Annotated in this window: 12 protein-coding genes; 1 reads left to right on the forward strand and 11 read right to left on the reverse strand. The window is 69.9% G+C overall.

Annotated features, from left to right (window positions below; translation table 11 throughout):
* Nucleotides 1-12 precede the first annotated feature (12 nt).
* Complete coding sequence (gene pseI / locus AC07NX_RS13770; protein ID WP_494642472.1) at nt 13-1065, forward strand: pseudaminic acid synthase; 1053 nt, start codon at nt 13-15, stop codon at nt 1063-1065.
* Between the two features lie 27 nt (nt 1066-1092).
* On the opposite strand, the gene AC07NX_RS13775 is transcribed toward pseI, so the two are convergent.
* The 11 genes from AC07NX_RS13775 to AC07NX_RS13825 form a co-directional block, all read right to left on the reverse strand.
* Entirely contained in the window at nt 1093-1956 is an 864-nt protein-coding gene (locus AC07NX_RS13775) for an SDR family oxidoreductase (RefSeq protein ID WP_494642474.1), read from the reverse strand.
* A gap of 47 nt (nt 1957-2003) precedes the next feature.
* Nucleotides 2004-3080 carry a UDP-2,4-diacetamido-2,4,6-trideoxy-beta-L-altropyranose hydrolase gene (gene pseG, locus AC07NX_RS13780; RefSeq protein ID WP_494642475.1) on the reverse strand — a complete coding sequence of 359 codons (1077 nt, stop codon included), beginning with the start codon at nt 3078-3080 and terminating at the stop codon, nt 2004-2006.
* Nucleotides 3081-3174: 94 nt separating this feature from the next.
* Complete coding sequence (locus AC07NX_RS13785) at nt 3175-3888, reverse strand: cytidylyltransferase domain-containing protein (protein ID WP_494642477.1); 714 nt, start codon at nt 3886-3888, stop codon at nt 3175-3177.
* Between the two features lie 218 nt (nt 3889-4106).
* Entirely contained in the window at nt 4107-5402 is a 1296-nt protein-coding gene (locus AC07NX_RS13790; protein WP_494642478.1) for a mitochondrial fission ELM1 family protein, read from the reverse strand.
* Nucleotides 5403-5492: 90 nt separating this feature from the next.
* Nucleotides 5493-5966, reverse strand: a complete 474-nt coding sequence (gene greA, locus AC07NX_RS13795; protein ID WP_018061146.1) for a transcription elongation factor GreA — start codon at nt 5964-5966, stop codon at nt 5493-5495.
* A gap of 224 nt (nt 5967-6190) precedes the next feature.
* Complete coding sequence (locus tag AC07NX_RS13800; RefSeq protein WP_494642480.1) at nt 6191-6853, reverse strand: glutathione S-transferase family protein; 663 nt, start codon at nt 6851-6853, stop codon at nt 6191-6193.
* A gap of 265 nt (nt 6854-7118) precedes the next feature.
* Complete coding sequence (locus tag AC07NX_RS13805; RefSeq protein WP_494642481.1) at nt 7119-8588, reverse strand: hypothetical protein; 1470 nt, start codon at nt 8586-8588, stop codon at nt 7119-7121.
* Complete coding sequence (locus tag AC07NX_RS13810) at nt 8585-8785, reverse strand: hypothetical protein (protein WP_494642483.1); 201 nt, start codon at nt 8783-8785, stop codon at nt 8585-8587. Before AC07NX_RS13810 ends, AC07NX_RS13805 begins: the two co-directional genes overlap by 4 nt.
* A 122-nt stretch (nt 8786-8907) precedes the next feature.
* Nucleotides 8908-9192: a DUF1294 domain-containing protein gene (locus tag AC07NX_RS13815; RefSeq protein ID WP_494642485.1), complete on the reverse strand. Its 285-nt coding sequence runs from the start codon at nt 9190-9192 to the stop codon at nt 8908-8910.
* Nucleotides 9189-9653: a hypothetical protein gene (locus AC07NX_RS13820; RefSeq protein ID WP_494642487.1), complete on the reverse strand. Its 465-nt coding sequence runs from the start codon at nt 9651-9653 to the stop codon at nt 9189-9191. The genes AC07NX_RS13815 and AC07NX_RS13820 overlap by 4 nt, the downstream gene beginning before the upstream one ends.
* Before the next feature lie 61 nt (nt 9654-9714).
* The gene (locus AC07NX_RS13825; RefSeq protein ID WP_494642488.1) at nt 9715-10140 is read right to left on the reverse strand and encodes a Dabb family protein; all 426 of its coding nucleotides are present in this window, start codon (nt 10138-10140) and stop codon (nt 9715-9717) included.
* Nucleotides 10141-10412: the final 272 nt, after the last annotated feature.

Here is a 10412-nt window from a genome sequence, read left to right on the forward strand (position 1 = left end):
GAGCCCCCGCCCATGACCGTCCCCTTCATCGAGATCGCCGGCCGTCGGATCGGAGCCGACTATCCGCCCTACGTGATCTGCGAACTGTCGGGCAATCACAACGGCAGCCTGGATCGCGCCCTTGAGATGGTGGACGCCGCCGCCGACACGGGCTGTGACGCCATCAAGCTGCAGACCTACACCGCCGACACCATCACCCTGGATGTCGACCGGCCCGAGTTCAAGATCCATGGGGGCCTGTGGGACGGGCGCAGCCTGCACGAGCTCTACCAGGAGGCCCAGACCCCCTACGAGTGGCACGCGCCGATCTTCGAGCGAGCCAGGAAGCGCGGGGTGACGATCTTCTCCAGCCCGTTCGACGAGACCGCCGTCGACCTGCTGGCGGGCCTGGACGCCCCCGCCTACAAGATCGCCTCGTTCGAGGCCGTCGACCTGCCGCTGATCCGCTATGCCGCCCGCCAGGGCAAGCCGCTGATCATCTCGACCGGCATGGCCAACCTCCAGGAAATGCGCACCGCCCTGGACACCGCCCTGGAAGCCGGCGCGGCGGGCGTGCTGCTGCTGCACTGCGTCTCCAGCTACCCGGCCAGCTTCGAGGACGCCAATGTCCGCACGGTGGTCGACATGGCCCAGCGGTTCGGCTGCCCGATCGGCCTGTCGGACCACACCCCGGGCACGGCGGCTTCGGTGGCGGCGGTGTCGCTGGGGGCCTGCGCAGTGGAGAAGCACTTCACCCTGGCCCGCGCGGACGGTGGCCCCGACGCCGCCTTCAGCCTCGAGCCGGCCGAGTTCCGCGCCCTGTGCGACGACACCCGCAACGCCTGGAAGGCCCTGGGCGGCGTCAACTACGACCTGCTGGGCAGCGAGCGCGGCAACCGCCAGTTCCGCCGCTCGCTCTATGTCACCGCCGACGTCGCGGCCGGCGAGGCCCTGACCCGGGCCAATATCCGCTCGGTCCGCCCAGGCAACGGCCTGCCGCCGGCCGACTACGACGCCGTGCTGGGAAGGCCGGCGGCGCGAGCGCTGAAGCGGGGGGAACCGCTGGCCTGGGACATGGTGGGGTAGGGCCGCTTTCTCCGTCTGGGCGCGAGACTATTCCGGCAGCAGTCCCAGTCGCCTGCCGACGATCCGGTCCAGGACCCGCTTGGGCAGGAGGTCAGCCATCAGCATCTGCATCGGCTGCGGGGTGATCGTGTAGCGGACCCTGGGCTTGGCGGTGGTCAGGGCGGTGTGCACGGCCTCGCCGATCCGCTCGGCGGGCAGGCCCGACTTGCCGATCGACAGCATGTAGGCGCGCAGGCGGTCGAGGGGCGGGCCGTAGACCGTGTCGGCGTAGGCGCTGGTGTCGGTCTCGTCGGCCTTGTCCCAGATCGGCGTGGCCACCGCGCCGGGGGCGATCACCACCACGTCGACGCCGAACGGCAGCAGCTCGCGGCGCAGGGATTCCGACAGGCCCTCCAGCCCGAACTTGCTGGTGCAGTAGGGGGCCATGAAGGGATTGGCGTTGCGGCCGCCGACCGAGCCGATATTGACGATCCGGCCCGGCCTCCCGCCGGCCGGCTGGCGCGCCCCCACCAACGGCGCGAAGGCCTGGGTGGCGATCACCACGCCGGTCAGGTTGACCTCCAGCTGCTTGCGCCACTCGTCGATGGGCAGGTGCAGCAGCGGGCCGGCCACGGCGATGCCGGCGTTGTTGACCAGGCCCGCCAAGGGCCGCCCGTCCAGCGTCGCCTCGACCATGGCGGCCGCCGCGCGCACGGCGACCTCGTCGGTGACGTCGAACAGCAGCGGGGTGACGGCCGGCCCGAACGCCGCCGTCAGCCGCTCGGCGTCGGCGGCCTTGCGCACGCTGCCGAACACGTGGAGCCCGCGCTGCGTCAGCACCTGGGCCACGGCCCAGCCGATGCCGGTGGAGGCGCCGGTGACGACGACGGATCCCTGGGCTTGGCCGTTCATGCTGCTGGCTCCCCTGCTGGCGGGCAGGATGAGCTAGGTGAACGCTGTTATCCAGCCTGTTTCCGCGCGATCAGGTCCAGGAAATGCGCCGCCACGCGCGCCGCTCCGCGTCCGTCGCAGACCGCGGCCGAGGCGGCCGACAGACGGTCGCGCAACGCCGGGTCCCCGAGCAGGCGGGACAGCTGGGCCGCGAAGGCCGCCTCGAAGTCCGGATCGGCGACGTCCAGGGCCAGGACGGCGTCGGCCTCGGCCAGGGCCTGGCTCGCCTCGCGCTGGTTGGCGGCCAGCACCAGCAGCAGGGTCGGCAGGGCCAGGACGCAGCGCTCCCAACTGCTCGAGCCGCCGGCGCCGATGGCGAGGTCCGCCTCCAGGGCCAGGCGGGGCATGTCCTGGCTGTCGACATGCAGGACCAGGCGGGGTTCGGTCTCCGCCAGGGTGGTCAGGCGCGCCAGGCTGGGAGCGCCGGAGCCCAGGACCACGTCCAGCCCGACCTCGTCCGTCCCGCCCCGCCCCAGGCGCGGCAGCATCAGGTCCACGACCCGGCCGGTGATCCCGCCCACGTCGGTCAGGCCCAGCGACACCAGGATGCGCCGCGCCGGCGGGGCGTCGGCGCGGCGCGCCAGGGCCTCCCTGCGCAGGGCGGCGAAAGCGGGGCGGACGGGGGCGTGGTTGGGGCCCAGCAGCAGCTCGGCGTGCGGCGGGACCAGGCCGTCATAGTCCGCCGCCTGGCGGGTCGGACCGGAGTCCAGCACCAGGTCGGCGGCCAGCGGGCGGTCGGCCAGGTCGTCGATGACCAGGGTCGGGCGGCCGGCGGCGATGGCGCGGTGCTCGGGGACGGCGAGGCCGTAATGATCGATGACCACGGCGTCGTGGTTGCGGGCGACGCTCGCCGCGCACTCGACCAGCTCGGCCTGGGTGATGTCGTAGGTCTCGATATGCGAAATCCCGCCGCCGAAGGCGTCGAACACAGCCTTGCCCGCCGGGGTGACGAGGAACTGGCAGATCGCGCCCTCGTCCTCCAGCGCCCGGGCCAGGGTCAGGCTGCGCATCATGTGGCCGCCGCCCACGCTGGGGCCGGCGTCGGGCAGGAAGAGGATGCTGGGGATGCTGGGATAGGGAGTCATGGCCGCCACCTAGCCCCCTTTCGCGCCGTCATTCCCGCCCTTGTGGTGGGAATGACGGTTGAAAATTCCGGGTGAAGATCGCGACCCAAACCGCTCACAGCCGCCTCACGCCCCCGAACGTCGCCAGGTCCGGCCGCTGTTCCAGCAGCCGCCGCACGTCGGCCGAGGTGAAGGCGCGGTTGGCCGGGTAAAGGGCGTCATAGACCGCCGCCGCGAAGGCGTAGTCGGCCGGCCCCTCGACCGCCCAGCGCACCTCGCCCTGGTCGGGTTGGGCCAGAAGGGCCAGGGACGACCAGCGGACGGGCGGTGGCGGCTCCCGCCCATCCCCTGTCCGCAGCCGCAACGCCACGCTTTCGGCCGCCAGGCGGCGCAGGCCGTCGGCGGTGATCACCTCGACCCCCTGGCCGGACGGAAAGGCCGCGCCGGGCGAGCGGTTGGTGGTGTGGTCGGCGCGTTCGGACAGGTGCAGGTCGATCGTGGCGTCGATCAGTTCGGGGTCGACCAGGGGGCTGTCGTCGCCGATCCGCACGACGTGGTCGGCGGGGTGGGCTTCCAGCGTCCCGGCCAGCCGGGCCAGCTCGTCCTGCGGCGGGCCGCGATGGACGGCGATCGCCTCGCGCCGGACCACGGCCTCCAGGGCGTCGTCGGCCGGATCGGTGGTGGTCGAGACCACGATCCGGTCCACGCGCCGGGCTCGCGCCATCCGCTCGATCTGGCGCACGATCAGCGGCGCCCGGGCCAGCGGCATCGACGGCCGGCCCGGCAGGCGCTCGGAGCCCATGCGGGCCTGGAGGACGGCGAGGATCAAGGGTTCAGGGGAGGCGTCAGCGGCGGAACAGTTTGCCGACGACCCAGGAAACACCGAGCGTCAGCGCCATACCCGACAGCGCGATCAGCACCATGTAGATGACCGGATCCATCTTCAGTCCTCCACTCGGTTCAAAACATAATGGGCGACGCCCTGCAGTGCAATGAACCCCGCGATGGCGAAAGAACCGGTGCGCGCAATAGGCGATGCAGCTCGCCTCAGGCGCTTGCTGCGCCCGCTCCGCCCCGCGCGTCCATCCGCGCCACGACCTCGGCCGCCGCCCGGCCGGTCTCGTCGACGGGCGCGTAGGTCCAGCCGTGAAAGGCCCCGCCATAGGGCCGGGCCGCGCCCATGCCCTCCAGTTCCTGGTGGAACAGGCGGAACTTCAGGCTCTGGCCGTCCATCTTCAGCACGAACACCGGCTTGCCCGTCGAGGCGGCCTCGACGGCCATGTTGGTGGAATCCTCGGTGACCAGGATGTAGTCGGCCGCGGCCAGGAAGGCGAAGTAGGGATTGGCGCCCTGGCCGTCCCAGATGATCCCCGGCAGGTGGCGCAGGCGGGCGGTCAGCAAGGCCTTGGCCTGTTCGGGCGTGCGCCGCGAGAAGGTCATCAGCAGGCTGCCGCCCTCCTGCTCCAGCGGCAGCTGGATCTGGTGGGCCATCTCGGCGGCCCGCACGGCCGACAGGTCGAACGCCTTGGACTTGCCGCCCAGCAGCACGGCCACCCGCGGGCGGGGCAGGGCGTCGATCTGGTCCTTGAACTTGGCGTATTCGGCCTCCAGCCGCGCGGTGGTCACCCGATGCGGCGAGCCGGTGATCGGCAGGACGTTGTCGCCGGACAGGCGGTCGTGCTTGGGCGGGATCACCAGGTCGAACATGTGGGCCGGGACCCGCGGGTCCTGGATCTGGACGACGTAGGTCTTGCCGCCCGACCACCGCCGAGCCCGGATCGACAGGGGCAGGGTGGCGCGGCCGGCGGCGATCCACAGGTCGGGCCAGGGCGGCTGGATCTCGCTTTCGGGCGTCAGCCAGCGCCGAGGCAGCCAGTTGGCCCACCAGGGCAGGCGGCCGGTCCGGCCGCTCCAGCCCACCCGCTTGACCACGATCGTCGCGGGGACTTGGCGGGCCACGGCCTCGGCCAGGCCCACGGCCTGGGCCTCGATGCCGGCCCGTCCGTCCGAGATCGCCCAGATCGTGATCGGCGCGCGGGCGGGGACCTCGGGCGCGGGCTCAGCCACGGGCTCTGGCGCTGGCGCGACGGCGGCGGCCTCGACCTCGGCTTCGGGCGGGATTTCGGTCTCCACCGAGCCCGGACGCGACCTCGGCCGGGCGGCCGCGCGGGGCTTGGACGCGGCGTCGGCCTCGGCGGACGCCGGGGCCTTGGGCGGCATGACGGCTCGGGAGGCGGCTTTCGGGGCGCCGTCGCGCGCGACGGCCGCCTTGGCCGGAGCCTTGCGGGCGGTCTTGCGCGCCGGCTTCGGCTCCGTCGCCTCGAGTGTTTTCTTTTCAACCACGTCGGTGATCCCGGCCACAGCAAAGCGACGCGCCGGCCAAGCTTCAGCGGCCGGCGCGTCGTCTGCAATGTCCCTGGAATGGGGCTTAAGCTAGACCCACTCGACCTTGAGGATTTCGTAGGCCTTCACGCCGCCGGGCGTGTTGACCTCGACCACCTCGCCGACTTCCTTGCCGATCATGGCGCGCGACAGCGGCGAGCTCAGCGAGATGCGGCCCGACTTCACGTCGGCCTCGTGCTCGCCGACGATCTGGTAGCGGGCTTCTTCCTCGGTGTCCTCGTCGACGACGCTGACCGTCGCGCCGAACTTCACCTGCTTGCCCGACAGTTTCGAGACGTCGATGACCTGGGCCCGGGCGATCTTGTCCTCGATCTCGGCGATGCGGCCTTCGATCCAGCCCTGGCGTTCCTTGGCGGCGTGATACTCGGCGTTCTCCGACAGGTCGCCATGCGACCGCGCCTCGGAAATCGCGGCGATCACCGCCGGCCGTTCGATAGTCTTCAAACGCTTCAGTTCTTCGTCGAGGGTCTGGTAACCCCCGGCGGTCATCGGCACTTTTTCCATTGCGGATTTTAGCTCGGTTCGCCCAAAGGGAGGAAGACTCCCGGACGTTGGCGCGACGACCGGGGGCTGAGAGGATAGGCGCCGCGTTAGCGATAAGCAAGTACCCGCCCGTAAGGCGAAGCTTGATCCTATTGGCGGCGTGGATCAAGCGCGCTCGCGCGGTCCTTGTTCCACCGAGGGCGCGATGGCTGGGGACCGGCTCGTGGGCCTGTCCCTGTTTCGGCTCAGGCGTAGTCGTAGGGGCCGCCGCGCTCCAGCGCCAGGCGGTAGGCCGGACGGGCGTGGATGCGGTCCAGGAACGCCTTCACGTGCGGGCGCGAGGCCGCCCCGGCCCGCGCGGCGCCGGCTTCCAGCGGGAAGCTCATCATGATGTCGGCGGCGGTGAACTCCGGCCCGGCGAACCATTCGCTCCTGGCCAGTTCGGCCTCCCAGTAGTCGATGTGGCTCTTCAGCTGCGGATCGACGAAGCTGGTCTGGGCCTTGGCGGCGATGGCCTTGACCAGGCCTTTCAGCAGGCCGGGCGCGCGGGCCGGCAGGGCGGTGAACACCAGCTTCAGCAGCAGCGGCGTCATGGCCGAGCCCTCGGCGTAGTGCAGCCAGTAGGTCCAGCGCAGGCGTTCGGATGTCCCGGCGGCGGGGACCAGCCGGCCCTGGCCGTGGGTCTCGACCAGGTATTCGACGATCGCCCCGGTCTCGGCCAGGGTCTTGTCGCCATCGGTAATCACCGGCGACTTGCCCAGCGGATGGACGGCCAGCAGCTCCGGCGGGGCCAGCATGGTCTGGGCGTCGCGCTGGTAGCGCCTGACCTCGTAGGGAACGCCCAGCTCCTCCAGCAGCCACAGCACCCGCTGGCTGCGCGAATTGTTCAGGTGGTGGACGACGATCATGCGTTGGTGCCCCGAGGCTGGAGGGTCATTGGCGGGGCGTACCCGCGCGTCAGTCAAGAGGGCGTCGCGATCAGTGCTGGCCGCTAGAGCCTGTTCATCGGGATCAGATGGAATCATCTGATCCCGATGAACAGGCTCTAGATTCAAACATTTAGAGCGCGTTGGGCGAAACCGCTCACACTTTCGCCCAACGCGCTCTAGGGACCGCATGCCGTCCCGGACGCCGGGAGACGCGCGGACAAGCCCCGCGAGAGGAGCACCGGGCTCAATCGTCGTAGGCGGCGTCGGGTTTCAGGGTGAGGGCCGGAATGAAGGCGGCCCTGGTGCGCGCCTGCTGCACGTTGAACGCGGTCGCACGCCACGCCCCGCGGATCGGGGCGCGGTCGGCGGGTTCCTGCAGCCACCAGATGGCGAGGTTGGCCACGGGATAGGTCACGAAGGGGGCGAAATAGAGGGCCAGCGCGACAGCGGCGTCGACGCCGCACGCCGCCGTCGCAACAACGAGGATGGCCAAGGTCGCGATGAACAACAGGGGAAGAGTCGTCCGAGGCCGGAGAAGCACCATCCAGAAGAGGTCGGCTATGCGCACGATCCATAGCCATCCCATCCAGATCAACGCGACCACCGCGCTCAGCCACAACGCCGGCGCCATGTTGAACAGCCACTCGCGTGGCAGGCGATAGGGCTCACGCCAATTGAAGGCCACGACGACGCCAATCGTCGCCGCCATGATAATTGGCCAGTTATCCAGAGCCAAACGGATCACCGGGTCGCACATCCGCTGGAGCGAAGTCAGACCTGCCGTCCGGGGGGACTTCCTAGACCGCTCGGGGATGGGGCCCTCGTCCCGCTCTTCGCCGGGGAGCGGCTCGCTGGAAGCCTGCGTCTCATCGGCGAAGATCGCGTTCGCGGGGTCGTCCTCCGGTAGACTGGCGAGCAGCTCGACGAGTTCGCGATTGAACTGGGATGGCACGTTGTGGATCACGACGTTGCGGATCGTGCTGGCTTCCAGCGCGAGCACCCCACCCATCCAACGCTTGTGGTGACGTTTGAGATTGGCGTTGCGATGGCGGGCAAGGTTGATCTTCGGACTGCCCTCCGCCGCACGCGGATTTCTGATTTCGTAGACGAAAGCCTGTGGCTGACTAAGGCAGATCGTCTTGACTTCGCCATCCGCGCCTTGGCGGATGTCGGCGACCATGCCCTCGTACCCCAGGCCGAAATCGCCCTGCGCCGGCGTGGTCAAGACATAGGCGTAGGGGTCGTATCCGTTGCGCTTGGGTCGCAGTATGTTTTGGTGAACCCAACCCTGCGCCCGCAGATCCGCGCCATCGAGCAGTAGGTAGAATCCCCTGCTGGCGACGATGGCGGCCGCGAGGACGCATTCGGCGGCGATCGCCGCCGCCACCACCATAAGGTCTTGGATCGACGCATCGTCCTTGCGCACAAGTCGCCAAAGCGCGTCGTAGGGATTGTCGGCGAGCGGCGGACGAATCCACCAAGACGGCGCCAAGAGATGCTCGACGGCCGGCCAGAGCGCATGGGTCACGGCGAAGCCTACGAGATGCAGGGCCGCCGCCACTCCGATGGCCAGGAAAAGCGCCGTAACGGAAGTCAGGGGAAGTTCCGGTCGAACGGCGCCTTCACGCGACGCGCGGAAATTCCAAGTTGCCAGCGCGCTTAGGCCCGGCAGCATCAAGGCCAGGCCCGCGATGAGGCCGACGGTGAAATTCACCGATCAGACGGGCCGACGGGCTGCCTGTTTCCGACGGCGAGAATCGTGAGGCGACCGTTCTGGTCGCGCTCGATCCGCACGGCGCCGGCAATACGACCGCGCTCGGCGGCCAATCGGATAAGTTCGCTGTAGCCGCCCACGCGACGCGCCAGGCGGGCGGCGTTGTTCTGCTCTCGCGTGGTCGTCACGACTGACATGATGATCTCCAACGCCCGAGCTTAAGATGTGGCTCCCTGTCCGTAAACCAAGGGTTTCGATGGGCGGCGTTTTTACGCCCGAACGTGCCTCCGCGTCCCAGGCAGGCGTCGCTGGACCCCGGTCAGGCGGTGCGGCTGAACCATACCGTCGCTCCCGCCACGACCGCTACCACCTGCACGAACACGATCAGCGTCAGCCAGGCGCCGAACGGCTGCTTGCGGGTCTTGTGGCGGAAGATAGGCCGGGCCAGCAGGGCGCCGGGGCTGCCGCCGAGGGCGGCCAGCAGCAGCAGGAGACGCTCGGGAATCCGTGACCGTCCGTCGACGGCGGCCAGCTTGTCCCAGCCGAAGACCAGGAAGGTCAGAAGGTTCAGGACGCCCAGGACCAGGGCGGCCAGGGCGATCACGCGGGCGCGTCCACGAGGTGGAGCGGCGGCGCGTCCAGCGGCCGCAGGTCCGGTTCCACCCAGCCCCGACGGGCCTCCACGCTGAACAGCCGCTCGCGCGACCAGAAGGTCAGCGGCCATGCCTTGTCGCCCATCGGCGTGGCCAGCAGGCGGGCCGAGGCCTCGCCGTCGCCGACGTCCGCCGGCAGGGTGGCGACGAAGGCCCGGATGGCGGCGAGGTAAGCCTGGGTGATGGTCTCGTGATAGCCGTTGTGGTCGTCGTTCACCCCGCCGACCGCGACGTTGTAGGTCCGGATGATGCGCGGCATGTCGCGCTCAAGGTCCCCGTCGCGGGTGCGGACTAGCCGCAGGGTGGCGGTCAGGTGCGCGGCATGGGTCCACTCGGCCTTGGGCAGGCTGTGGTCCAGCAGGCGGCGGACCAGGTCTGCGACTTCCGCGTCGGTGTAGGGGGCGTGGGACATGGCTGTGGCATAGCGTGGCGCGGCGCGGGGCTCAATCGGGCGGTCGAGCGCCGGTCCGTCGTCAGAGCGTCATGCTGTCGTAGACGACCACGCGGGCCCAGAGGTGGCCGCAGTCCTTGACGAATTTCTGGTGGATCGGGTGGACCTGGTAGGCGGCCTGGTCCTCGACGCTGTCGAAGATCATCACCTCCGAGACGTGATAGCTGTTGTCCACGACGTCGCGCTTTTCGGTCGAGGCCGGCGTGCCGACGTACAGCTGGCGGACGACCTCGACCGCCTTCAAGGTCCGCACGCCTTCGATCAGACGGTTCAGGTCTTCCTTGGAGTCCGGGTTCTTCAGCCAGAAGAGGGCGTGGTGGATCACGGGATGGCTCGCCTTCCTGGGCGCGGGCTGGACGGGCGCGGGCTCGATTGGCGCGGCCTGGGCCGAGCCGGCGGCGGTGGTCAGGGCCGCGGACAGGAAGACGCGGCGGTCGAGGGGCGGCATGGTTCCGAGGCTCCAATGAAGGGTTCGGCGCTCGGATCCCAGGCCTATCGCACAGGCGGCGCCGAGACAACCGACGCCCTGGGGATTGTTGGGCTGCGTCCCCGTCACAGCCGCCTGCGTGGATAACCTTGGCGCGGCCCGCGAACGAAAGCCGCCGCGACCAGCCTTTCGGCGGATCGCGGCGGATCTGGTCTTCGACCCCTTGTGTGTCCGGGATCTGTCAGAGTTGTGGTCGCCACGGGCCGGGGCATGGCCCGGCCCGTGGCGGTGAC

The sequence above is a fragment of the Caulobacter sp. GW821-FHT09A05 genome (genome assembly GCF_059418465.1).

What these genes read in the sequence shown, in the direction of transcription:
- pseI (WP_494642472.1), top strand. Translation starts at nt 13, where the DNA reads ATGACCGTCCCCTTCATCGAGATCGCCGGCCGTCGGATCGGAGCCGAC.
- AC07NX_RS13775 (WP_494642474.1), bottom strand. Translation starts at nt 1,956, where the DNA reads ATGAACGGCCAAGCCCAGGGATCCGTCGTCGTCACCGGCGCCTCCACC.
- pseG (WP_494642475.1), bottom strand. Translation starts at nt 3,080, where the DNA reads ATGACTCCCTATCCCAGCATCCCCAGCATCCTCTTCCTGCCCGACGCC.
- greA (WP_018061146.1), bottom strand. Translation starts at nt 5,966, where the DNA reads ATGGAAAAAGTGCCGATGACCGCCGGGGGTTACCAGACCCTCGACGAA.
- AC07NX_RS13800 (WP_494642480.1), bottom strand. Translation starts at nt 6,853, where the DNA reads ATGATCGTCGTCCACCACCTGAACAATTCGCGCAGCCAGCGGGTGCTG.
- AC07NX_RS13810 (WP_494642483.1), bottom strand. Translation starts at nt 8,785, where the DNA reads ATGTCAGTCGTGACGACCACGCGAGAGCAGAACAACGCCGCCCGCCTG.
- AC07NX_RS13820 (WP_494642487.1), bottom strand. Translation starts at nt 9,653, where the DNA reads ATGTCCCACGCCCCCTACACCGACGCGGAAGTCGCAGACCTGGTCCGC.
- AC07NX_RS13825 (WP_494642488.1), bottom strand. Translation starts at nt 10,140, where the DNA reads ATGCCGCCCCTCGACCGCCGCGTCTTCCTGTCCGCGGCCCTGACCACC.